At 64.0% G+C, this 23,281-nt stretch carries 19 protein-coding genes, 3 tRNA genes and 1 other RNA gene; 9 read left to right on the top strand and 14 right to left on the bottom strand.

Translation table 11 applies throughout. The annotated features are described in order from the left end of the window. Positions 1 to 210: 210 nt before the first annotated feature. The 5 genes from clpX to gdhA all read right to left on the bottom strand — a co-directional run bounded on the left by clpX (position 211) and on the right by gdhA (position 5,381). A complete protein-coding gene (gene clpX, locus E4J93_RS03655) occupies positions 211 to 1,629 on the bottom strand; it encodes an ATP-dependent Clp protease ATP-binding subunit ClpX (protein WP_147588114.1) in 1,419 nt (472 codons plus the stop codon). Then, complete coding sequence (locus E4J93_RS03650) at positions 1,629 to 2,255, bottom strand: ATP-dependent Clp protease proteolytic subunit (protein WP_147588113.1); 627 nt, start codon at positions 2,253 to 2,255, stop codon at positions 1,629 to 1,631. Before E4J93_RS03650 ends, clpX begins: the two co-directional genes overlap by 1 nt. 147 nt (positions 2,256 to 2,402) lie before the next feature. Further along, positions 2,403 to 3,695 (bottom strand): trigger factor, encoded by a 1,293-nt coding sequence (tig, locus tag E4J93_RS03645; RefSeq protein ID WP_147588112.1) that lies wholly within the window; start codon positions 3,693 to 3,695, stop codon positions 2,403 to 2,405. Positions 3,696 to 3,770: 75 nt separating this feature from the next. Beyond that, positions 3,771 to 3,854, bottom strand: a tRNA-Leu gene (locus E4J93_RS03640). A 171-nt stretch (positions 3,855 to 4,025) separates the two neighbouring features. Further along, entirely contained in the window at positions 4,026 to 5,381 is a 1,356-nt protein-coding gene (gene gdhA, locus E4J93_RS03635) for an NADP-specific glutamate dehydrogenase (RefSeq protein WP_147588111.1), read from the bottom strand. Positions 5,382 to 5,583: 202 nt separating this feature from the next. Here gdhA and E4J93_RS03630 point away from each other — a divergent pair. Continuing rightward, positions 5,584 to 5,660: transfer RNA gene (locus E4J93_RS03630), tRNA-Pro, on the top strand. A 3-nt stretch (positions 5,661 to 5,663) separates the two neighbouring features. Further along, positions 5,664 to 5,737: transfer RNA gene (locus tag E4J93_RS03625), tRNA-Gly, on the top strand. A gap of 271 nt (positions 5,738 to 6,008) precedes the next feature. Here the strand turns inward: E4J93_RS03625 and E4J93_RS03620 are convergent. Beyond that, positions 6,009 to 9,470, bottom strand: coding sequence for an exo-alpha-sialidase (locus E4J93_RS03620; protein ID WP_147588110.1), 3,462 nt, complete (start codon positions 9,468 to 9,470; stop codon positions 6,009 to 6,011). Positions 9,471 to 9,839: 369 nt separating this feature from the next. Between E4J93_RS03620 and E4J93_RS03615 the strand changes: the two genes are divergently transcribed. Further along, complete coding sequence (locus E4J93_RS03615; protein ID WP_147588109.1) at positions 9,840 to 11,198, top strand: chloride channel protein; 1,359 nt, start codon at positions 9,840 to 9,842, stop codon at positions 11,196 to 11,198. Further along, positions 11,195 to 12,169, top strand: coding sequence for a diacylglycerol kinase family protein (locus E4J93_RS03610; RefSeq protein WP_147588108.1), 975 nt, complete (start codon positions 11,195 to 11,197; stop codon positions 12,167 to 12,169). Before E4J93_RS03615 ends, E4J93_RS03610 begins: the two co-directional genes overlap by 4 nt. Here the strand turns inward: E4J93_RS03610 and E4J93_RS03605 are convergent. The 3 genes from E4J93_RS03605 to E4J93_RS03595 all read right to left on the bottom strand — a co-directional run bounded on the left by E4J93_RS03605 (position 12,166) and on the right by E4J93_RS03595 (position 16,215). After that, on the bottom strand, positions 12,166 to 13,626 hold the full coding sequence (locus tag E4J93_RS03605; RefSeq protein WP_147588107.1) for an MFS transporter: 1,461 nt from the start codon (positions 13,624 to 13,626) through the stop codon (positions 12,166 to 12,168). The genes E4J93_RS03610 and E4J93_RS03605 overlap by 4 nt on opposite strands. Before the next feature lie 204 nt (positions 13,627 to 13,830). Beyond that, positions 13,831 to 14,796, bottom strand: a complete 966-nt coding sequence (locus E4J93_RS03600) for an alpha/beta fold hydrolase (protein ID WP_147588106.1) — start codon at positions 14,794 to 14,796, stop codon at positions 13,831 to 13,833. 138 nt (positions 14,797 to 14,934) lie between these two features. Continuing rightward, positions 14,935 to 16,215, bottom strand: a complete 1,281-nt coding sequence (locus E4J93_RS03595; protein WP_147588105.1) for an O-acetylhomoserine aminocarboxypropyltransferase/cysteine synthase family protein — start codon at positions 16,213 to 16,215, stop codon at positions 14,935 to 14,937. Positions 16,216 to 16,308: 93 nt separating this feature from the next. Between E4J93_RS03595 and E4J93_RS03590 the strand changes: the two genes are divergently transcribed. Then, on the top strand, positions 16,309 to 16,767 hold the full coding sequence (locus E4J93_RS03590) for a C-GCAxxG-C-C family protein (protein ID WP_147588104.1): 459 nt from the start codon (positions 16,309 to 16,311) through the stop codon (positions 16,765 to 16,767). Here the strand turns inward: E4J93_RS03590 and E4J93_RS03585 are convergent. Beyond that, positions 16,764 to 17,402 (bottom strand): YigZ family protein, encoded by a 639-nt coding sequence (locus E4J93_RS03585; RefSeq protein WP_147588103.1) that lies wholly within the window; start codon positions 17,400 to 17,402, stop codon positions 16,764 to 16,766. The genes E4J93_RS03590 and E4J93_RS03585 overlap by 4 nt on opposite strands. 192 nt (positions 17,403 to 17,594) lie before the next feature. Here E4J93_RS03585 and rnpB point away from each other — a divergent pair. The 4 genes from rnpB (at position 17,595) to E4J93_RS03565 (ending at position 20,426) form a co-directional block, all read left to right on the top strand. After that, an RNA gene (gene rnpB / locus E4J93_RS03580) (RNase P RNA component class A) lies at positions 17,595 to 17,950 on the top strand. Between the two features lie 195 nt (positions 17,951 to 18,145). Further along, the gene (locus E4J93_RS03575) at positions 18,146 to 19,195 is read left to right on the top strand and encodes an inorganic phosphate transporter (RefSeq protein ID WP_147588102.1); all 1,050 of its coding nucleotides are present in this window, start codon (positions 18,146 to 18,148) and stop codon (positions 19,193 to 19,195) included. Between the two features lie 62 nt (positions 19,196 to 19,257). Continuing rightward, entirely contained in the window at positions 19,258 to 19,881 is a 624-nt protein-coding gene (locus tag E4J93_RS03570; RefSeq protein ID WP_147588101.1) for a DUF47 domain-containing protein, read from the top strand. An 8-nt stretch (positions 19,882 to 19,889) separates the two neighbouring features. After that, positions 19,890 to 20,426 carry a nitroreductase family protein gene (locus E4J93_RS03565; RefSeq protein ID WP_147588100.1) on the top strand — a complete coding sequence of 179 codons (537 nt, stop codon included), beginning with the start codon at positions 19,890 to 19,892 and terminating at the stop codon, positions 20,424 to 20,426. Between the two features lie 169 nt (positions 20,427 to 20,595). On the opposite strand, the gene E4J93_RS03560 is transcribed toward E4J93_RS03565, so the two are convergent. The 4 genes from E4J93_RS03560 to E4J93_RS03545 all read right to left on the bottom strand — a co-directional run bounded on the left by E4J93_RS03560 (position 20,596) and on the right by E4J93_RS03545 (position 23,144). Then, positions 20,596 to 21,252 (bottom strand): DivIVA domain-containing protein, encoded by a 657-nt coding sequence (locus tag E4J93_RS03560; RefSeq protein ID WP_147588099.1) that lies wholly within the window; start codon positions 21,250 to 21,252, stop codon positions 20,596 to 20,598. Positions 21,253 to 21,307: 55 nt separating this feature from the next. Continuing rightward, complete coding sequence (locus E4J93_RS03555; RefSeq protein WP_147588098.1) at positions 21,308 to 21,577, bottom strand: YggT family protein; 270 nt, start codon at positions 21,575 to 21,577, stop codon at positions 21,308 to 21,310. A 7-nt stretch (positions 21,578 to 21,584) separates the two neighbouring features. Next, on the bottom strand, positions 21,585 to 22,331 hold the full coding sequence (sepF, locus tag E4J93_RS03550) for a cell division protein SepF (protein WP_147588097.1): 747 nt from the start codon (positions 22,329 to 22,331) through the stop codon (positions 21,585 to 21,587). 72 nt (positions 22,332 to 22,403) lie between these two features. Next, positions 22,404 to 23,144 (bottom strand): YggS family pyridoxal phosphate-dependent enzyme, encoded by a 741-nt coding sequence (locus E4J93_RS03545; RefSeq protein ID WP_147588096.1) that lies wholly within the window; start codon positions 23,142 to 23,144, stop codon positions 22,404 to 22,406. Positions 23,145 to 23,281 lie beyond the last annotated feature (137 nt).

The following is a 23,281-nucleotide window of genomic DNA, read 5'->3' as shown; positions in this document are numbered from 1 at the left end:
GGTGCAACAGGATAGCATAGAAGCGCACCTGCTCCGAGGCAGCCATCGCGCTCAAGCGGCTACATAGACAATCTCGATAGGCCGCCTACGACGGCAGCCCGAACGGCGCGTCCGCGTCTTATCGTGGAGCCGATGCAAACAGCCGGCTCGCACAAGACGTGCGAACCGGCTGTACGAATTCAACGCGGCGAATACAGGAGACCGCCAGAGCTAATCCAAGTCGAGCGACTGCGGCTTGGTGGCGGCAACGGCACCGTTCAGGATTCGGATGGGCTGTTCCTCTCCGCGAGCGGCGGCGGCGGTCACCACGACCTTGGCAACGTTCTCCTCGCTCGGGAGGTCGAACATCGTCTGCTGCAGCAACTCCTCGCAGATTGAGCGAAGACCACGCGCGCCCGTCTTGCGGTCGAGCGCCTTATGCGCGATCTCATGCAGGGCATCGGGTTCGAACTCGAGCTCGCAGCCCTCGATCTGAAACATGCGACGATACTGCTTGGTGATGGCGTTGCGCGGACCGGTGAGGATCTGGACCAGGTCGTCCTCATCGAGCGCCTGCGTCTGCGTGATCACGGGCGTACGGCCGATGAACTCGGGGATCATGCCGAAGGCGTTTAGATCCTGCGGCAGAACCTGATGCAGCAGATCGTTCTCGTCGGCGCTGGTGGGACCGGCGATCTCGGAATTGAAACCGATGCCCTTGTTGCCCACGCGATCGGAGACGATCTTGTCGAGACCGACGAACGCGCCGCCGCAGATGAACAGGATATTGGTCGTATCGATCTGCAGCAGCTCCTGCTGGGGATGCTTGCGGCCACCGGTGGGCGGAACGCTGGCGACGGTGCCTTCGAGGATCTTGAGCAGCGCCTGCTGCACGCCCTCGCCCGACACATCGCGCGTAATCGACAGGTTCTCGGCCTTGCGGGCGATCTTGTCGATCTCGTCGACGTAGATGATGCCGATCTGGGCGCGCTCGATGTCGCCGTCGGCAGCGGAGATAAGCTTGAGCAGGATGTTCTCGACATCCTCGCCAACATAGCCGGCCTCGGTGAGGGCGGTGGCATCGGCGATGGCGAAGGGTACCTCCAGAATACGGGCGAGCGTCTGGGCGAGCAGCGTCTTGCCGGTGCCGGTGGGCCCCAGCAGCAAGATATTGCTCTTGGCGAGCTCGACATCGTCCAGCTCGGAGGAACCGGCGATGGCATCGCGGTTGGACGCGTGAGCCCCGGTATCCCCCATGAGAACGCGACGATAGTGGTTGTAAACGGCCACGGACATGGCGCGCTTCGCATCCTCCTGGCCCATCACGTACTGGGACAGCTCGTCGTAGATCTCGTGCGGCGTGGGCACGCGCTTGATGAGCGTAGAGGCCACCTCGTGGGTCGAGCGCGGCGCATCGGCGACGGCCGCGTCATCATCGAACTCCTCCATCGGAATGCCGTACTGGGCGGCAGCCATGAAGTCCTGGGCGAGCGATTCCTCGAGGATCTCTGAGCACGCCTCGACGCACTCGTCGCAGATAAAGGTATTGCTGGGGCCCTTGACGAGCTTGCGCACCTGTTCTTGGGTCTTACCGCAGAAGGAGCAGCGAACGACGTCGTTGCCGTGCTTATCGGACGTGAAATCTGCCATTACTGATTGCTCGCTTTCGCAGCGTCGACACGCGAGGTAACGATACGATCGACCAAGCCGTACTCGAGGGCGGCCTGGGCACGCATATAGTTATCGCGCTCGGTATCGGCCTGGACCTTCTCGAACGGCTGGCCGGTGGCGTCGGAAAGAATCTTGTTGAGCGTGGCGCGGGTCTCGCGAATCTCGCGAGCGGCGATCTCGATCTCGGTCTGCTGTCCCTGGGCGCCGCCGCTGGGCTGGTGAATCATCACCATGGAGTTGGGCAGGCAGAAGCGCTTGCCCTTGGCGCCGCAGCTCAGTAGCACGGCCGCCATGGAAGCAGCCATGCCCACGCAGATGGTGGATACCTGGGGCTTGATGTAGTTCATGGTGTCCAGGATAGCCAGGCCGGAATAGACCTCGCCACCCGGGGAGTTGATGTAGAGCGAGATGTCCTTTTCGGAATCCTGGCTCTCGAGATGAAGCAGCTGCGCGATCACGAGGTTCGCGGTCACGGAGTTGATCTCTTCACCCAAGAAGATGATGCGGTCGTTCAAGAGGCGCGAGTAGATATCGTAGCTGCGCTCACCACGGGGGGTCTGCTCGATAACGTAGGGAACAAGAGCGGATTCGATCCTTGGAAGCATATCCTCTCCTTTCGGCTGGCGTGTATATAGGCGTACGGTGCCCGATCTCGCCTTAGCTGTAAATCGATGCACCGTACGAACGTATCCGGTGATACCCGGTATGATACTTTACCCGAACCCAAGGGCTACGAGTCAAAAGAGGAGGCGCTACTCGGCGTCCTTCTCAGCGGCCTTGGCATACTCGTCGACCTCGGTGACCTCGGCGCCCTCGACCAGCCAGTCAACGGCCTTGGAGCGGCGGATGGAGTCACGAACGGCGGGCATGCGGCCATCGGCGAGGAAGGCGGCCTTAGAAGCGGCGACGTCCTGGATACCGGCGCTGGCGAACTCGTTGTCGATGTCCTCCTCGGTGACCTCGATCTTGAGCTCGCGAGCGAGGGCGTCGAGAGCCAGGGACTCACGAGCCACATCGTTGGCCTGCTGGTGCAGGTCGGCGATGAAGGCCTCGGAGGTCAGGCCGTTGGCGGACAGCCAGGTGTCGAGGGTCATGCCGCGCGCAGAGAGGTTCTGCAGGAAGTTCTGACCCAGCTCGGAGAACACGGACTGCTCGTAGTCGGCATCCATCTCCTCGAGCTCGAGGCGCTCGGCGAGCTTGGCGACGGCGCGGCTCTCCTTGAGGGAGGGCAGCTTGGAGTTCTTGTCGGCCTCGATCTCGATCTTGATGGCGTCGCGCATGGCCTCGACGCTCTCGAAGTCGAAAGACTCCTTAACGAACTCATCGGTAAGCTCGGGAACCTTGCGCTCCTTGACGGTCTTGACGACGACCTGCACGGTAGCCTCCTCGGCACCCTCGGGCGTCCAGGAGATCTCCTTCTCGTCGCCCACATTCAGGCCGAGCAGGCCGGCCTCGAAGGCCTCGGGCAGCGACTGGGAGCCCATGGCGTACATACGGCCTTCGCCAGCCAGGGCCTCGGCGTTCTTGACGTTCTCGATGTCGAGGGTCACGAAGTCGGCGTCGGCGATACCGCGCTCGACGTCCTCGAAGGTGGAGTGGTAGCCCATGAGCATCTCGACCTGGGAGTCGATCTCGGCCTCGGTGACCTCCGCCGGCGGCATCTCGATGGCTACGGCCTCATACGAGGAGAGCACGGGCGCAGGACGCAGGGTGAACTCGACGACATAGGTGTAGTCGGTGCCATCCTGGGCAAGCTCGATGTTCTCGTAGTTGCCCTCCTTCACCGGGACGATATCGAGCTCGTTGAGCACAGCGCCCTCGTTGGAGCCGATAAGCTCGTTCGTAGCCTGGGCGCGGGCGGCCTCGGAACCAAGAGCGCTGTCGATGACGGCGCGGGGGGCCTTGCCGGGGCGGAAGCCCGGGAAGCGGTACTGCTTGGCCATGGCCTTATAAGCCTTCTTGATAGCGGCATCGACCTCGGCCGCGGGAATGGTGACAGTAGCGGTGAGCTTGGCGTCCTGTACGTCGGAAGCAGTGATGTTCAACGTTCCTCCTCAAAAACCATCGGCGTTAACGGGGTGCCGATCTACCCAATTGACAACGAAACTGCAGATGCCGCATGGTGCGGGCGAAAGGACTCGAACCTTCACGGGAATCCCACTGGAACCTAAACCCAGCGCGTCTACCAATTCCGCCACGCCCGCGCACGATACAGCAACTTTTGTATGATAGCAGATACATGAACCCGCGGCACCATGAAGCTGCAAGCGGCCGGCGCGCCACGCCTCATCCATATACGAGTGCGCGCCCGGCTTCGCTCAGCCGGGCGCGCATCCAAACGACGGGCGCTCCCCCGCCGCATCGGCAACGGCTCGTTACACGATGCCCTGCGCCATCATGGCGTCGGCGACCTTCTTGAAGCCCGCGATGTTGGCGCCGACCATATAGTTGCCCTCGAAGCCGTAGGCGGCCGCGGCGTCGTCGCACGCATGGTAGATGCCGCGCATGATGGACTCCAGCTTGCCGTCGACCCCCTCGAACGTCCACGACAGGTGCTCGGCATTCTGGCTCATCTCGAGGCCGGACGTGGCAACGCCGCCGGCGTTGGCCGCCTTGCCGGGCATGAATGCCACGCCGTGCTCGATGAGGTACTCGGTCGCCTCGCTCGTGGTGGGCATGTTGGCGCCCTCGCCCACGACCTTGCAGCCGTTCGCCACAAGCGCCTGCGCGTCTTCGAGCAGCAACGTGTTCTCGCGAGCGCAGGGCAGCGCGATATCGCAGGGCAGCTGCCACACGCCGCGGCCATCGCCCTCGTGCCACACGGCGGTTTCGCTCGCCTCGGTATACAGGGCGAGGCTCACGCCCCGATCGTTGCCCGAGCGCTTCTTGTTATAGATGTCCTCCAGTACGCGATAATCGATACCGGCGGGATCCTCGATCCAACCCTTCGTATCGGACGCGGCGATAACCCTGCCGCCCAGCTGGGCCACCTTCTGGATAGCGTAGATGGCGACGTTGCCGGAGCCATGGACGACCACGGACTTGCCCTCGAACGAATCGCCATGGCACTTCAGGTACTCGTCCACGAAATAGGCCAGGCCGTAGCCGGTTGCCTCGGTACGGGCGAGCGAACCGCCGAAAGACAGGCCCTTGCCGGTGAAAACACCGGTCCACTCGTTACGCAAGCGCTTGTACTGGCCGAACATGTAGGCCACCTCGCGACCGCCTACGCCCAGGTCGCCGGCGGGAACGTCGGTATTGGGACCCAGGTGGCGGTAGAGCTCGTTCATGAACGACTGGCAGAAACGCATGATCTCGTTATTCGACTTGCCCTTGGGATCGAAGTCCGATCCGCCCTTGCCGCCGCCCATGGGCAGCGTGGTGAGCGCGTTCTTGAAGATCTGCTCGAAGCCCAGGAACTTGAGCATGCCAAGCGTTACCGTGGGGTTGAAGCGCAAGCCTCCCTTGTAGGGACCGATGGCGGAGTTGTATTCGACGCGATAACCGCGGTTCACGTGGCACGTGCCGGCGTCGTCGACCCACGGAACACGGAAGATGATGATGCGCTCGGGCTCGACCAGGCGCTCGAGAAGGCCGGCCTGCTCGTAGGCGGGCTCGCTGTCGACGACGGGGGCGATGGAGGTGAGGACCTCGTCCGCCGCCTGGATGAACTCGGGCTGATCGGCATAGCGCTCGTGCAGCTCTGCGATGACACGCTGGGTATAGCTCATGGAAACTCCTTTTGACGGTAGCGCCGTAGATGGCGCGGCGTTTTCTATCATAGTGCAGAATGGCACCGCTACGTATTGTTCCACGCCGCGAAACCGTTATGCAACGAATGTCGACGAGTCGCGGGCCTCGCGAAAAGATGATGGAGGACAAACCAGCCGTTGCCCCGGACGCCTTGAAGCTATATACTTCTTCCTTGGACGTCGGGACGTGGCGCAGTTTGGTAGCGCGCCTGCTTTGGGAGCAGGATGTCGCAGGTTCAAATCCTGTCGTCCCGACCATATGCGGGCGTAGTTCATCGGTAGAACCTCAGCCTTCCAAGCTGATGAGGCGGGTTCGACTCCCGTCGCCCGCTCCAGAGAAGACAGCAGGTCAGAGTACTTAAAACTCTGGCCTGTTTTCTTTTTATCTCTCATGCGCAATGGCGATAGGAGATCAACGAAAAAACAGCGGCCCGGGATGTTGCGCGTCCTGGGCCGCATTCGTTTGAGCAAGATGCGCCGGCGCGGAGCACCCGTGCGCGCGAAGGCGCTCGAATCCATTGCCGGGGCGATCTGGTATCGCCCCGGCAATGGCCGAGCGCTCCAAAGCCGCACCCAGACGCCCGACGTCGAGCGCCCGGCAACGCGTTACCGACGCTTTCGACGGACGCCCCAGGCAGCAAGGGCGGCGCCAAGCGCACCGAAGACGCCTGCCGCAGCGGCCGCGTCGCCGGTAGCGGGCAACGCGGAGGAGCCGTTCGTCCCGGGCCGCCCATCGGGACCGTCGGCACCCTGGCCCGGTGCCTCGGGCTGTTCGGGCTCGGGCAGCGTGCCGGGCTGCCCGGGAGCCGGATCGGGCAGCGGGTCGAGATCGGGCCCGCCGATCGCGGGCAGCTCGACGATCCGCACATCGGTATACGTCCGGCCATCGCGCTCGACGGTGGCCGTGTACGTGACCCGGCCGGGCTTGCTCGCCGTAGGCTCGACACGCTCGCTGGTCACCGTGCAGTCCATCTCCACGGCATCACCGCCCTCGGCGCGCTCGAACGTGGCGGTCGCATGGGAGTAATCGTCACTCCAGCTGAACGTGGGCGCCATCAGACCGCGGACCGTGACGCGATAGACCGTGTCGCCCACCGCGATATCGGTCACGCCTGGGGCGACGCCTGTGATGGACAGCGTCGTGCTGGTTCGCTCCGGATCGACCTTCACCACGTGGGCGTACTTATTCGACGTGCTGAGCGACGGGTTGAGCGCATAGAGCGTGTCGGCCGCGCCGTCAGCTCCGTCGACACGCGCCACGATCAGCAGCTTGTCGCCGTTCTTCACCGTATCTTTGCCGTTCAGGCGCTCGTAGCCCGCGATCTCGGACGACGCGCCCTCGGTCTTGCGGTAGAGCTCGTAGCAGTCCGCGCCGCTCGTATCGTTGGTGCAGCGGTCGAACACCGCGGTGCCGTTGCGATGGAAATGCAGATACCGGTTGGCGGCGGCGTCGTACAGCTTGACCGTGCCCTCCTTCTCCCCGACGCGCAGATCGATCTTCCTGGGCGCGGCGTTACCCGGGAAGCCCGTCGAATCCAGGTTCAGATAAACCGCCTTGCCGTCCGAAACGGTACTGGCCACGGTCCACCCGTCGCCGTCGGCCGTGAAGGTGAACAACGCACGGCTCAGCGCGATGGCCTCGCCCGTGAACGACGCATCCGTGCCCAGGCTGCCGGGCACCTCGCCGATCACGTCGACCAGCGGGCTGCTCGCGAGCTTCGCGGTAGCGATCGCCGTGTCGGGATCATGCGTGATGCCGCCCCCGATCAGCGCCTCGGAGATGGTCTGACCCGGATCGACCGCACGCTCGACCAGCTGTCTAGGCGCCACGCGCACGGTGTAGACGGCGCCGCTCGACTCCTCGGTGAAGCGAACCTCCCCTTCCGCCTTGCCCGTGTAGGCCACGGTCTTGGTGCCGTCCTCGTTGTCGGTCACGCGGATATCCACGATAGAGCGGTCGATATCCCCGTATCCCGTGAACGCGCCCTCGACGGTATGGCTGAACGTGCCGTACAAAGGCACGGTGACCAGGCGCTTGTTGCCGATGAGCGCGCCGGGCGCCACGTCCTCGATCGCAAGGTCGCGGTAGATAATGTCGGCGTTGGCGGCCTCATAGAGCAGACCGAGGGAGCCGTCCTGTTTCTCGGCAAGGCAGGAGTAGGCGAAATGCGATCCATTCGCGGTGACGGGCACGTTGTACTTCCAGGTAAGGGAGCCGTCCTTCTCCACCAGGCCCACGAAGACCTTGCCGTTCGCACGGCTGCCGCCGGTGGGTGCCGAGAGGATGATGGCCGTCTTGCCATCGATCTTCTGGGAGTACGTGAGAGCATCGACCTGGCATGTCGTGGTGATATCGAGCCCGCTGCTCGCAAGCGTCTTCTCGTCCTTCCACGTAGCGCCGTCATCGTCGGATACGGCGTACCAGCCATGGCGCGCAAACAGGTACAGGCGACCGTCGGCCTCCACCACGGTGGCCTCGGACGTCTGGCGGGCGATATCGCTGCTGCGCTTCCAGGTACGGCCGTTGTCGTCGGAGTAGATGACGCTGCTGTTGCCGTCGCCGTGGCCGCGCTTATAGGTGTAGCACGGCAGGATGATGCGGCCCGTGGACGTCACGAGGCCGCGACCCGGGCCGACGCCGTAGAAGCAATCGTTCGAGGAGCGGCCCGCGCGCACCTGCTCGTTGAGCATGTTGGGAGCCGACCAGGTGGCGCCGCCGTCGGTCGAGGTGATATGCCACAGGTACGACGTCGCCATGACGTGCAGGGTCGCGTTGAAGTAGAACACGTTTTGCTGCACGTAATCGGAGCTGCCGATCTGCGGGCAGTAGATGGGCTCGCCGTCCTTGTTGAACAGGAAGAACTCGCGATCCACATAGTACTCGACGGTGTTGTCCGAGACCTTGATCACGGGCGCCTTGCCGTCGGCGGCGAAGTCGCCCACATAGTGCGTATAGCCCTCGCCGCGCTCGGCGCCGGCCGCGCGTTGCTCGTCGGCATCGGCGGACGCATAGAGCACTAAACGCTGCTTGCCCTCGATCTGCACGTAGCCGCTGCCGTTGACGGGGTTGTTCTTGAATGCCGAGTTCAGCGCCACGCCGCCCGGCCACAGGTCGACCATCATATGGATGGCGCCCGCGTCGTCCTGGACGACCACCGGGTCGATGAACGCCGTAGCCTTGTTGTTATAGGCATCGGTGCTGTCGTTGAAGTAGTTGGGGAAGCTGTACGACCAGGTCTTGCCGTTGTCCTTCGACGTGGAGATGATCGTGTCAAGACCGCCGGCATCGGCCTGGGTGTTCCAGCGCGCGTCGATGGCGGCGAACAGCGTGCCGTCGGCCAACGTGGTCAGCGCCGGGATGCGGTAGTTCTGGCTGCCGCCCGTACCCTTGGCGAACGGCTGACTCTCCGTGGTACCCGTATCGCCCTTCCCGTTGGGAACGACCTGGGGCGCCACCATGGTCTGACGGTAAAGCGAGATGCCGCAGGGGGTATCGGAAACCGACCAGCCGCCGGCGGTGTAGGCCAGGTACTTCATGGCCCCGCCCACCTGGCGGCCGATGCTGAAAGCGCCGTCGTCCATGCGCTGGATCTGCAGGGCCTGCGCGCCCGCAGCGGCCTCGGCCTTGCCCGACTCGATATGCACGTAGTGGCCATCGCCCGTCTTGCTTTGGATGGCGAAGCCGCCGTCCACGCTCTCGATCCCCCACTCGTGGGTGTGCTTGCCAGATAGACCGCCCACCTCGCAGTCGACGGGCGCGAGGACCTCGCCCGTGTTCTTGGCCGCGCACCGGTCGAGTTTGGCCTGACCGTCGGTGCGGTGCATGATGCGCAGCTTGCCGTCGTTGGACGACGTGGACACGAAGGAGTACGTGCCGGCCTGAACCGTCGCATCGCTTACCTTCACGTATTTCGCCACCTGCGGCAGACCGTTATCCGCGGTAGCGGCGTAGGCCGCGGGCACCCAGCCGCCCATGCTGGGCACCAGCGCCTGAGACGGTCCCAGGGTAAACGCCAGCAGCGCTCCCGCCGTGGCAACCGCATATGCGTGATGACGCTCGACGTTCATGCGGCGTCCTTTCTACTCAGCCATCCAAGGCATCGAATATCCACAGTAAGGATGTAGTCTACGGCGCCGCCCGCACTCGCGGCGGCGACGTCCTAGCGAGCGGGTAAATAGCCCCCTTGAATGGTTGCCAAAAGATACGCCCCGCTCAGGCACGGGGGAATAGCGTCTCAAGCACCGACCCTCATGGCGCATGGGCGGCGGCGGAACCGCCAGGGAGCAGGCAGGCAGCTCTCCGGCGCCACGCCATTGCAAGGCGCCCTCCCCGCTCGCACGGCCTGGCGGACTAAACGATTGCGCGCCGGTGTAAACACACCCGTAACCGGCCGCGGCGTATACTAACCTGGAACCCGACCCCCCTTCGGAGGCACCATGCCCAAGCAGCTGTTCGAATCAACGAAAGAAAACCTCAAGCAGGGCGCCCAAGGCATGGCGATCGATGCGCGGCGCGATGCGGGCAACGCCTGCGCCAGCCTGCGCGTATTCGTCCTCAGCCTACTCGTAGCCGCCCTCATGGGCGTAGCCGGCTGGGCGTTCCTCGCCGCCCTGCGCTTTGTCACCAACCTGCGCGAAGCGCATCTATGGCTCTTCGCGCTGCTGCCCGTGGTGAGCGTGGCCACCGCATGGATCTACCGCACGCACGGCCTGCGCGCGCAGCGCGGCAACAACCTCGTGATAGACAGCACGCTTACCGGTACGCCCATCCGCAGCCGCATGGCCCTGCTCACGTTCTGCTGCTCGACGGCGACCCACCTGGTGGGAGGCGCGGCTGGCCGCGAAGGCGCAGCCGTGCAGCTGGGAGGCACCATCGCGAGCAACGTGGCGTCGATCTTCCACGTGGAGGGCCACGACCGGCGCGACCTTATGATGGCGGGTATCTCGTCCGCCTTCGGCGCGGCGTTCGGCACCCCGCTTGCAGGCGCGTTCTTCGGTATGGAGATGTGCTTCATCGGCAAGCTCGACTATAGCGCGGCGCTCTACTGTCTTGCCGGCTCGTTCGTAGGCAACGCCGTGAGCCGCGCGCTGGGCACGCCGTTCTCGTTTGCAACCATCGCGTCGGTGCCCCCTATGAACCTTGGGAACCTCGCCATCGCCTGCCTCGCGGCGGTGCTCTTCGGTCTCATGGCCCGCCTGTTCACCTTCTGTATCCGCTCTGTCAAGCGCCTCTACGCGCGGCTGTTCACGAACTACCTCGCGGCCGCGGCTACCGGCGGCATCCTGCTCGCCGTATTGTTCCTTGTTTTCGGCCTGCATCGCTTCGGAGGCCTATCGGAATGGATGACCGCGGCCGCGTTCGACGGATCAACCACGCCCGTCGACGCGCTGCTCAAGCTCGTCCTCACCGCGCTCACCGTGGGCGTGGGCCTGCAGGGCGGCGAGGTGACGCCGCTATTCGGGATCGGAGCGGCGCTCGGCGGCTGGATCGGCTCCGTCGCGCTGGGCGAGCCGAGCTTCATGGCCGCCCTGGGCATGATCGGGGTCTTCGGCGCGGCGCTCAACGTACCCGTGACCACCATCATGTTGGGAATCGATATGTTCGGCGCTCACGCGGGAAGCTACTTTGTTATCGTTTCGTTTATCAGCTACCTCGTCGCAGGGCACCATGCCGTCTATCCTGCACAGCGCATCGTCACGCCCAAGCGTCGCTCTCTCAAGAACGACGCCGACCTTACCGTCGAGCACGCGCAAGAACGCCACCGTCAAGAACTCGAACAGCTGGAGCGCTCATGAGCACCAACCGCAGTCCGCTAGGCAAGACCCTTATCATCGTTAACCCCACGGCGCAAAGCGGCGCGGCGGCCACCGCGGGCGAGCAAGCCCAGAGGTTCTTTTCGCTCTACCTGCACGACCCGCGTGGCTTCGATTTGGTTAAGACCGAACGGCCGCGGCACGCCACCGACCTGGCCGCGCAGGCCGCGGGATACGACACCGTGCTCGCCCTGGGCGGCGACGGCATCATCCATGAAACCGCCTGCGGCCTCATGCAGATCTCGCCGGACGCACGTCCCGCGCTCGGCATCATCCCCGTGGGATCGGGCAACGATTACGCGCGAACGCTCGGCATCACCGACCGCACGGGACGCGACCTCGCATGGCTCTTCGAGGCCGAGTGCAGCCGCATGGACGTGGGCCGCATCGACTTCGACGGTTCGCAGGGTAGCGGCAGCGAATACTTCGTGCAGACGTTCTCGATGGGCCTCGATGCCGCCGTAGCCATCGGAACCTATGGGCTGCGACGCAAGACGGGCCTTACCGGCGACCCGCTCTACCTCGCCAGCGGATTCAACGTGTTCGGCCTCAACTACCGCACGTATCCCATGCGCATGAGCCTGGACGGGGGCGCATGGCTGCAGCTTGAATCGCTCATCACAGCCGTGCAGATCGGGAAGACCTATGGTTCGGGCTTTCTGATCACGCCCGAAGCCGATCCGAAAGACGGCCTCTTCGATGTGTGCTATGCGCACGGGCGCGTGCCGCGCGCCGTAGCGCTTCCGGTGTTCCTGGGCGCGAAGAACGGTCGGCATCTGGGCAATCGTCATGTTCGGCTCGAGCGCGCCCGCGAGGTGCGCCTCGAGTTCGAAGCAGACGACTACCCCATGCAGGCCGACGGCGAGCAGATTCACGGTCGCACCGCACGCATCACCAGCATCCCGGGCGCGCTCACCGTCCTGGTGCCGCGAATGAACGAAAACGCGATCTAGCCCCGGCGAGCCCGTGACCGCGAGCGCTTGCGCACGTAGCGCGCGAGCGCCAAAGAGAACCCGGCGAAAACCAAGATGGCGGTGACGACGTACACCCAGCGGTACCCATACAGGAAGATGTCGGGGCGCCCCGCCACATACGCCGTCACGCGCCTTCCAGCCGCGACGCTCATCTGGCCGTAGAGCAGCGACGTTGATCCCGTGATGCCGACGGCCATGCCCAGGTAGCGCGCCAGCGCGGCGACGCTGCCGCCGAAGCCGAGCGCCTCGGCGGGAAGCGATCCCATGACCAGCGAGTTATTGGGCGACTGGAAGATCGAGGTTCCCAGCGACGCCGCGCCCAGGCACGCCAAGATGACGGGAAGCGTGGTGCGCTCATCGAAGAAGCCCAGCGAGAGCAGGCCCAACGCGAAGACGAACAGGCCGAGGATGGCCGGCCGCTCGCAGCCGATGCGATCGGAGACCGCGCCCGAGATGGGGCCGGCTATCGCGTTGGCCAGCGGAATGACGCAGAAGATGAGGCCCGCGACGTCCGGCGCGAACCCGCGCGCGTCCTGCAGGTAAAAGGGCGTCATGAGCTCGTAGACGCCGATGGCGACGAAGCTGATGAACAAACACACCAGATTCGCCACGAAGCCGCGATCCTGGAAAACCGAGAACATCACGAGCGGATCTTTCACGCGGCGTTCGACCATCGCGAACGCGACCAACAGCGCGAGACCGATTCCCAGCATGCCCAGCACCTGCAACGTGACGCCGGCCTCGAGCAGCGTGATGGAGACGAAGGTGAGGAACAGACCGGGAACGAGCAGCAGCGAGCCGGCCACATCGAGGCGCCGCCCGTCGCGCTCGGGGGCGACGTGCGGAAGGGTCTTGAATCCGACGAGCAGCGACACCACGCCCACCGGCACGTTGATGAGGAAGATGTATTCCCATGGCAGCGAGCTCACGATGAAACCACCCAGTACCGGCCCGCACATCATGCCCAGCGCGACGAAGCTCGCGAGCAGCCCCAAGGCGCGCCCGCGCTCGCGTGCAGGAAACGATTCGGTGATGATACCCATGTTGTTGGCCATGGCCGCGGCGCCGCCGATGCCCTGGATGGCTCGGGCGACGACAAGGAACTCGAGCGTGCTCGCCATGCCGCACAGCAGCGAGCCGGCAGCGAACACCGCCACGCCCACCTGGAAGAAGCGCACCTTACCGTAGATATCGCCCAGGCGACCAAAGACCAGCAACGCCGCGCATGTGGTGAGCAGGTAGACCGAGGACACCCACTGAATCTGGTCGAGGCCCGCATCGAGGGCCTTGCGCATAACGGGCAGCGCCACGTTGACGATACTCGAATCGAGCGTGGCCATAAACGTCATGACCAGCACGGTAAACAGGATGGCCCACTTGTTCTTGCCGTGCGTGTTGCCCTCCACCGCGTCGTGGATGCGCTGGGACTCGTTCATACGTACCTCGCATATTCGCTGATGGCGCCGCGCGCTCTGATGACGGCCCGCATGCAGGCGGACCCCCATGAGCCGCGCTATCGTTCCCGCGGCCGCGTAGATACGCCAGGGAGCCGCGAGGATGCACCCCGCAGCCCCGCTGCATAAGTATTTGTTTGTAACACAGGCAGCGCCCAAGCAGCAAGTCCCCGCCCGTGCGCGCCGCTATGCAAGCACGTCGTCGAGCCATGCGCCGACATCGCGATGGACATCGCCCCGAATCGGCTCATTCAAGATCTCGTGGCGTGCATCGGGATAGATCGACACGTCCACCCGCTCCACGCCTACGCGGCGATACATCGACGCAGCCCGCTCCACACCGCGGCCGCATTCGCCCACCGGGTCGTCGGCGCCGGCAATAAAGAGCATGGGCAACGCATGCGGAATGCGCTTGGCAAGATCGGTATCGGTAGCATCGGCTACCAGCGAGGACAGCGTATGGTACGCGCCCACGGAAAACTTCTGCCCGCATAACGGGTCGTCCCGGTAGGCGTCGACGACGGCGGGATCGGTCGAGATCCAGTCGACGTCGGTGCGCGCGTCCTCGATGGCCTTGCCGTAGCCGCCCGCACCCATGCTGTCCACCAACTCGCTTACATACCGCTCGCCGCGATGGCGTGCGATACCGCGGGTCAGCGCTTTGCCGGCAGCGGAGAGAGCGCGCGGCTGCTGGCCCGTCCCGCAGATGACGGCCGCGCGCACGCCCATCGCGTAGCGCGTGAGGTATACGCGCGTGATGAAGCTTCCCATCGAATGGCCGAAGATGACATAGGGGATCGCGGAGGCATCGCCCTGCGGTCCGGCCAGGCGGTCCAAGACGAGGGCCCGCAGCGCATGGACGTCGTGCAGAAGGACCTCCTCGCCCGCCTCGAGCGGCATATGGCCCAAGTCATCCTCGCTTGCAACCGACTTTCCATGGCCGATGTGGTCCTCGGCGCACACCGCGAACCCGCAGCCGCAGAGGAACTCGGCGAAACCGGCATAGCGCTCGATGTGCTCGGCCATGCCATGGACGATCTGCACGAGGCCGCGAATGCCGCCGGGGGCGTCGGCCGCATCGGGTTCCCAGAGCAGCGCGCGAATGGACGAGGCGCCGTCGTAGCTCGAAAACGTAATGACGGTGGTCTTCACGAGAAGGGCCTCCAAACGAACAAATGAGGATTATATCTACCAGGTCCATCCTACCCGAAAAGCACGACGACCCCGCCCCAACCGGATAGACGGCGGGGACGGGGTCGCCCGAATGCGCTTCTTGCGCGGCATGCGACGCTAGATGGTGTCGAGCGCCTGGGCGATATCGGCCAGCAGGTCCTCGGTCGCCTCGATACCGCAGGAAAGGCGAACCATATCGGGCGTGATGCCGCAGGCGGCCAGCTCGTCGTCGTTCATCTGGCGATGCGTGGCGTTGGCCGGATGCAGGCAGCAGGTGCGCGCATCGGCCACGTGCGTGGCGATTTGCGCGAGGCGCAGACTCTTCATGAACTGCTCGGCGGCGGCGCGTCCGCCCGTGAATCCGAAGCTCACCACGCCGCAGCCGCCCTGGGGCAGATACTTCTGCGCGAGCTCATGGTACGCATCGCCCGGCAGCCCCGGAAAGCGCACGAAGCTGATCTTGGGGTGCTGCTGCAAGAACTCGGCCACAGCCTGGCCGTTCTTGCAGTGCTGGGGCATGCGCACGTGCAGGCTCTCGAGGCCGAGGTTGAGCAAAAAGGCGTTCTGGGGGCTCTGGATGCACCCGAAATCACGCATAAGCTGCGCGGTGGCCTTGGTGATGAAGGCGCCCTCCAGACCGAAGCGCTCGGTGTACACCACGCCGTGGTAGGAGACATCGGGCGTGGTGAGACCGGGGAACGCATCGGAATGCTCGTTCCAGTCGAAGCGGCCGGCGTCGACGATGGCACCGCCCACGGCCGCACCATGACCATCCATGTACTTGGTGGTGGAGTGGGTCACGATATCAGCGCCCCACTCGATGGGACGGCAGTTCACCGGCGTGGGGAACGTGTTGTCGACGATCAGCGGCACGCCGTGGGCGTGGGCCGCCGCGGCGAAGCGCTCGATATCGAGGACGGCGAGGGCGGGATTGGCGATGGTCTCGCCGAACACGGCCTTCGTGTTGGGCCGAAACGCCGCTTCGAGCTCCTCATCGGAGCAATCCGGGGCCACGAACGTGCACTCCAGCCCCATGCGCTTCATGGTATGCGCGAGCAGGTTATACGTTCCGCCGTAGATAGCCGAGCTGGCCACCACGTGATCGCCGCAGCCCGCGATGTTGAAGATGGCGAAGAAGTTCGCCGCCTGGCCGGAGCTGGTGAGCATGGCGGCCGAGCCGCCCTCGAGCTCGCAGATCTTGGCCGCCACCGCATCGTTGGTGGGATTTTGCAGGCGCGTATAGAAGTATCCCGACTCCTCGAGGTCGAAGAGCTTGCCCATGTGCTCGGACGTGTCGTACTTCCAGGTGGTGGACTGGTAGATGGGGACCTGACGGGGCTCGGCGTCGCCAGGGCGATAGCCGCCCTGCACGCAGGTGGTTCCAAGATGCTCTGCCATAACCTTCTCCTTCTCGCACGGCGCGTGCGCCGCCCGCTCTCGAATATACGAGTAGAATGGTATACCCACTCAACCTATGCGAAGGACTTCAGTATGGCTGTCAACATGGATGTAACGTCAACGGACCGCGCCGAGCTGCTCGCCCGGGCCGCGGCCTATCACGAGCAGGGCTACAACTGCGCGCAATCGGTGGTATGCGCGTTGGCGCCGTCGTTGGGCATCGACGCGGATGCGGCATTTCGCCTCGCCGAGGGTTTCGGCGCGGGCATGGGAGGCATGACCGAGACCTGCGGCGCCATCTCGGGCGCGCTCATGGCCGTGGGCCAGGCGTCGAGCACGGGCACCGGGCACGTGGGCAGCAAGGGGCACACGTACCGTCTCGCACGCAGCCTGTGCGAGCGCTTCGCCCAGGCCAACGGCTCGACCGTGTGCCGCGAGCTCAAGGGCGTGGGCAGCGACCACGGCCCGCTGCGCAGCTGCCAGGGCTGCATCGACGACGCCCTGTGCCTGGCGCTCGATATCCTGGAGGAAGACGCGCAGCGCTCTGCTTAGAACTGCGCGAACCGCGGGGCGCTCGCCGTCATGCGCTCGCGCCCCGCCAGCAACTCGGTGAGCAGCGGGCGCAGGGCGAGCTCCTCGCCGGCTTTGTAGACGGCGTGAATCGTCACCTCGTTGGTGAAATCGGTGGCGGCCACCTTGCCGCCGGTATCGGCAACCAAGCGGGCAACCTGCTCGTACTGGGGATAGGCAACCGTCACGTCGACCGACACCACGCTCGTCATCTCCACGATATAGCCGGCCGCGCGGGCCTGCTCCACCGCGGCCTGCGCGGCAGCCGTGTAGGCTCGAACCAGCCCGCCGCTCCCCAGCAGCGTGCCGCCGAAGTAGCGCGTGGTCACGCAGCACACGTTCTTCAAGCCCGCTCCGCGCAGCACCTCCAGCGTGGGCATGCCGCTCGTGCGCTGCGGCTCACCGTCATCGCTCGCGCGCTCCGTCCCGTCGGCCAGCGCGAACGCGGGCACGTTATGGCGCGCATCGTAATGCCTGGAGCGGACCGCAGCCTGGTGCGCCGCGGCCTCATCGACGCTCTCAACGTGGATGAGCTGGGCGATGAACCTGCTCTTGCGGTCCACGAACTCGCCCACGGCCTCCACGTCGCGTCGAAGCGTCAGATAGCTTTCGGCCATAACCACCCTCCCCTAGCTCGCGCAGCCCCCACCGCATCGGGCGCAGCACTTCGTCGGATATCGATTATATGTTAGGCGGACCGTCCATGACGGCGCAGACCCCTCGCGAAAGCGAGATCAACTGAACGCGTGTTATGTGCCTGCGCTGGCGGCGGCCCCGACATCCCGGCTTCGTGGTACAATACCCCCCGCAAAGCGGGCCAGGCGATCGCGCGTGCGGCATGTTCGCATGTGAGGAAAGTCCGGGCTCCACAGGGCAGGATGCTGGCTAACGGCCAGGCGGGGCGACCCGACGGAAAGTGCCGCAGAAAAGAAGACTCCCACCTACGACTCGTCGTAAAGGGAAAAGCTGAAACGGTGGTGTAAGAGACCACCAGCGTCGTGGCAACATGGCGGCTTGGTAAACCCCATCCGGAGCAAGCGCAAATAGGAACGCGATGGGCCGGCCCGGTCCGCGTTCGGGTAGCGTGCGTGGAACTGCACGGTGACGTGCAGGCAAGATAAATGATCGCCCGCGACAGAACCCGGCTTATCGGCCCGCTTTGCCTTCTTCGAATCCCGAAAATAGCCCCGGCGCGCCAACGACATCCCGAGACGCGCCCAAACCATCATTTCCTTTACTGATTCATTACATTCGCTAGCTGTATTAACTGCTCGTTAGCTTTGTGTAAGGTGTTATCCTTAGAGACGCTTTACAAAGGTGCGCGCCTCGCATGCGCCGCACGATAGGAATGTGGTTATTCGTGGACGTCTCATTCTCCTATTTCATCTCCCAAGTCTTTTCAAATCCAATCCTCGCCATGACGGTCCTGCTCACGCTCGGCGTGATCTTCGTCAACGGCTGGACCGACGCGCCCAACGCCATCGCGACGTGCGTCACCACGCGCTGCCTGCCGCCGAAAGCGGCCATCATCATGAGCGCGATCTTCAACTTCCTCGGCGTCTTCATCATGACGCACATCAACGCCAGCGTCGCCTCGACCATCTCCAACATGGTCGACTTCGGCGCGAACACCCAGATCGCGCTCATCGCCCTGTGCGCGGCGCTCTTCTCCATCGTGGTGTACTCCGTGGGCGCGAGCATCTTCGGCATCCCCACGAGCGAGAGCCATAGCCTCATCGCCGGCCTTACCGGTGCGGCCATCGCGCTCGGCGGCGCCGAGGGCGTCAACATGAACGAATGGGTGAAGGTTCTCTACGGCCTGGTGCTCTCCCTCGGCCTGGGCTTCGCCATGGGCTGGGTGACCTGCAAGATCGTTACCATCCTTTTCGCCAACAGCGATCGGCGGAAGTCCAACACCTTCTTTCGGTGGGCGCAGATCGCCGGCGCCGCCGGCATGAGCTTCATGCACGGCGCTCAGGACGGCCAGAAATTCATAGGCGTCCTCTTCCTGGGCGTCGCCTTCTGCAACGGCCAGCCCTCCGTCGAGAACATGATCATCCCGGTGTGGCTCATGCTGCTGTGCTCCGTCGTGATGGGCGTGGGCACGTCCGTCGGCGGCGAGAAGATCATCAAGTCCGTGGGCATGGACATGGTGAAGCTCGAGAAGTACCAGGGCTTCTCCGCCGACCTCTCCAGCTCCCTGTGCCTGCTTCTGGCCACCCTTACGGGCATCCCCGTCTCCACCACGCACGTCAAGACAACGGCCATCATGGGCGTGGGCGCCGTGAAGCGCATCTCGGCCATCAACTTCGGCGTGGTCAAGGACATGCTGCTCACCTGGGTGTTCACCTTCCCGGGCTGCGGCCTCATCAGCTTCCTCATGGCTAAGCTGTTCCTGCTCTTCATCTAGCCGATTCGCCTGTTCCAGGCGAATCCCCATCCGCAAACATCCCCGCAACCAAAGGACTCATCATGGCTAAGAAAAACGACGCGTTCTACTACGATTGCTTCGCCTCGGCGGCCGAGCTCGCCTGCAAGGCGGCCATCAAGCTCGACACCATCATGCATCACTTCGATCCCTCCAAGATCGAGGAGGCCGTCGCCGAGATGCACGAGATCGAGCAGGAAGCAGACGAGCTGGTCCACGAGATCAACGACGCGCTGATCACCGCCTTCATCACCCCGATCGAGCGCGAGGACATCGCCACCCTGGCAAACTCCCTCGACGTCGTGATCGACCGCATCGAAGGCGTCTTGCACCGCATCTACTTCACCAATATCCAGCAGATGCGCCCGGACGCCCTGGAGATGTCGGCCAAGGTGGTGCGCGCTACCGAGCAGATGCACGACCTCGTGCTCGAGCTGCCGCAGTTCAAGCGCTCCAAGAGCCTGCGTGAGCACGTCATCACCGTGAACACCATCGAGAGCGAGTGCGACGACATCTACATAGGGGCCATGCGCGAGCTTCACACCGCAGACCTCGATCCCCTCACCATCATTTCCTGGCGCGACGTCTATACGTTCCTTGAGTATTGCGCCGACTCCTGCGAGTTCGTTGCCGATACCGTCGAGTCCATCGTGATGAAGAACAGCTAGGAGCCCCTATGTCATTCACCGAGCTTACGCGCCAGCGCTATTCGTGCCGGCACTATACCGCCGATGCCGTCGAGCCCGAAAAGCTCGCGGCCATCCTCGAGGCGGGCCGCATCGCCCCCTCCGCATGCAACAATCATCCCGCACGCGTGCTGGTATGCGACACGCCGTCGCTCCGCGAGGCCGCGGCGAAGGCCGCCTATCGATTCGAGCGCGACGGCAGCGTCTTCGGCGCTCCGGTCGTGCTGCTCGTATGCGCCAAGACCGACGAGGCCTGGGTACGCAAGTACGATCAGCGCAACGCCTCCGATATCGACACCGCCATCGTCGTCGACCAGATGATGATGCAGGCCACCGAGCTCGGCTTGGGCACGTGCTGGGTATGCCATTTCAACCCCGAGGTCGCTCGCGAGGTATTCGACCTGCCCGAGGACGTCTACCCCATCCACATGCTCACCGTGGGCTACGCCGCAGATTCGATCGCCGATCCCGAGGTGCGCGAGGCCCGCACCATAGCCCTTGCAGACTTCACCAACGTGCACGCCTAGCAACGCCTTGTAACGCCGTATTCGGCCTTGTATGCGAAAGAGAGAGCCCGCACCTCCCTATCGGAGATGCGGGCTCTCTCATAGGCTTTCAAGACCGTTACACACAAAAACGGCCGCCGATACATGACCGGCAGCCGTACACGTTGCAAAGATCTTGAGAGACCGAAGGCTAGTCCAGATCGTCGGCCACGAAGTTGTCGAGCGGAGCGAACGGATCGGCCACGGGCGCAGTCGCCATGGGCTCGGACACCGGGGCCGCGACGGGAGCCACGGCAGCAGCGGAGCCCGTAGGGGTATTGGCGAGCAGCTCAGCCGGGAAGGAGTTCTGGGCTTCGTCCATGAAGTGCTGGATGAGCTTCATGTACTCGTTCTTGAAGTCCTCACGGGAAGCCTTCAGGCGATCGATCTCGTCGATCTGCTTCTGCTTCTCGGCAAGAGCCTGACGAATGACCTCGCGCGCCTTCGCGTCGGCCTCGTTGCGGATGCGCTCGGCGTTCTCCTGGGCATCGTTGATGATGGCATCGGAGGTCTGCTGCGCGGCGATGAGGGCAGCGGAGATCTGGCGCTCGGTGGCCGTAAAGTCGGGAGCCGGAGCGGGCGCGGGTGCCGGAGCGGGCGCGGCGGCATTCTGCGCGAGGGCGGCCTGGGCGTCGGCGAGCTGCTGCTCGGTTGCGGTGAGGCGGGTCTTCAGGTCGACGATCTTATTGAGCATAGCGTCGACCTCGGACGAGATCTGCTCGAGGAACACGTCGACCTCGGCGGGATCGTAGCCGCGCTTGGCCTCGGAGAACGTCTGAGCCTGGATATCAGCGGGAGTAATAGCCATCGAAACAATCCTTTCCATGCACCTGGCGGCCCTAGCGAGCACCGCCATGCGTTTCCTACAAAAGTATACCTATGAGAAGCCGCTCGATAAGGGTCAACGCAAGAACAGCAATAACGGGCGAGAAATCGATACCGCCCATAGCCGGCATGAACCTGCGAAAGAAGTTGAGAAACGGTCCCACCAGGGACTCGAGCACCGCCCCGATGTCGGCGAGCAGGCCGTTGGGATTCATGGGGATCCACGTGAGCAGGCAGTACGCCAGAATCAGGAAGTTATAGAACTGGAAGAGCGATTGAATGATAGAGACAAGGGTGTACGGGGTCACGGTTCTCCTACTTAGACTTGATGTAGCCCTCGGAGCGAAGCTTGGCCAGGTCGGATTCCTTGACCTCGCAGCCCTGGGGCAAGACGATGAACACGCGGTCGGCGACTTCCTTGATGCTGGCGCCCAGACCGCAGGCGAAACCATAGCTGAAATCGAGGACGCGCTTAGCCACCTCGGTACGCACGCCAACGAAGACGAGTGCGACGGGCTGGCGCGTGCGGACGCGGCGAACGACCGTCTCCACGTCGTCGTAGCTCTCGGGCCGCAGGATGTAGGCAGGCAGCTGGGGCGTATTGTTGACCACGGCGCTCACCTGCGCCGACACGTCGGAAGCGGGGGCCGGAGACGCCGGCGAGGGCACCGAGCGAAGGGTCTCGGCATAGCTGGACGGCGTATCGTACGCGCCGGGGCGATAGGCCTCCTGGCCGCGTGCGGGCGGGTTGTACGTGGTGGCGTGGCGCTCGGCATCGCCGACGGGCTGACCGCTGCGCGTATACACGGCGACGGACGCCGCCTCGCCGCGATGAGTCTGACCGAGCAGCCCCGAGCTCGAGTCCTCGTCGGTGTACTGGGAAGCATAGCCCGTGTCGGCCTGGGCGCCGTAGCCCTGGTCCTGATAGCCATCGGTGGCGTATGCATCCGAGCCGCCCTCGTAATAATCGTCATAACCGTCCTGGCCGTAGCCTTCCTGGCCGTAGCCGGACTGGTTCTGACCGAACGGGAGCCTGCTTTTGATATCGTCTAAAAAGCCCACGTTTCTCAACCTCTCTGCCCTAGGTTTCGTTTGATCTTCGAATGGTGCAGGTCAAACGCATGCCTGACCTGCTTATTCTACTGCAAAACCAGGGTCGAACAACACCCTACCAAGGCGAACGATGGTAGAACCCTCCTCGAGCGCGATATCGAAGTCCTCGCTCATGCCGCACGACAGCTCGCGCAGGTCGAGCGCCGGGTCTTGCGCCGACAGCTCATCGCGCAGCTCGCGTAGGCCCGAGAAACATGCTCGCGCCCTCTGCTTATCCCCGCGAGGAGCCATCGTCATAAGCCCTCGGATGCGAATTCCACAAAGTGCGCTCAGCTCGGGGAACAGCTCGCGAAGCTCATCGGGAGAAAACCCCGACTTGGAGCGCTCACCGGCCACATTTACCTCGATCAGCACGTCCTGAGGACCAGGAAGCGAACCCTCCGCGATATGGCGCTGCGCGCGCGTTGAAACGGCTTTGGCGAGGTGGAGCGAGCTGATGGAGTGGATGAGCTCCGCACGGCCCAGCACGGCGTTGATCTTATTCGTCTGCAGGTTGCCGATCATATCGAATCGCACGCATGGCGCATCTGGAAGGGTTGCAACATGCTGCGTCTTCCTGATGAGCTCCTGGGGCCGATTCTCACCGAATCGCCTGAACCCGGCAGCTATAGCCGCTTCGACCTCATCGGCCCCAACCGTCTTGGAAACCGCGACCATGTCGACGTCGGCGAAGCTGCGGCCGCTGCGATCGAGTGCCAGCGCCATACGGGAGAGGATGGCCTCTCGGCGACGTTTAAGATGTTCGAGATATGCCATATCCATAGCGGGATTCCCTTCGCAGTGGTTCGCAGCCCATACTACCGCAGCGGTCTGCGGCGAAGCAGCTTCATCGCCATCGCTACACGTTTGCATCATGAAACGCCGCTTATGCAAAAACCGCCGGACAAATCCTCGTATCC

The sequence above is a fragment of the Collinsella sp. BA40 genome (assembly GCF_008014645.1).
Classification (GTDB): domain Bacteria; phylum Actinomycetota; class Coriobacteriia; order Coriobacteriales; family Coriobacteriaceae; genus Collinsella.
Note: the sequence above shows the minus strand (reverse complement) of the source record. Positions and strands in the feature narration are given on the sequence as shown.